This is a genomic window from Photobacterium sp. R1 (genome assembly GCF_054600795.1).
On the sequence record NZ_BAAHZP010000328.1, the window covers coordinates 1 to 317 of the forward strand.

The 317-nt window shown below is 47.0% G+C and carries 1 tRNA gene; it reads left to right on the forward strand.

The window, feature by feature from the left end:
- The first annotated feature begins 23 nt into the window (after window positions 1-23).
- Window positions 24-100 (forward strand) — tRNA-Val (locus tag ACYP03_RS25265).
- Window positions 101-317 lie beyond the last annotated feature (217 nt).

Below are 317 nucleotides of genomic sequence, written 5' to 3' on the forward strand. Positions count from 1 at the left end.
TAAACAATCAAAACATAGCATTTGCGTCTGTAGCTCAGCTGGTTAGAGTATCGCCTTGACATGGCGGGGGTCGGTGGTTCGAGTCCACTCAGACGCACCATACAGAGAAGCCCGTTCGAAAGAACGGGCTTTTTGTTTGTCTGCTATCTTTTGTCCCCCACATGTTTTCGTTCCCCCAAAGATTCTATTCGCCAGTAGCTCATAACAGTTAATTAGATGCTTGCCGTTCTGCCCCTGTTCGTTACTGACGTCATTGGGATGAATTTCGGCGTTCAGGTATTGAAAGCCTTCTTTGGTGACTTTACTGATGCCGAGTT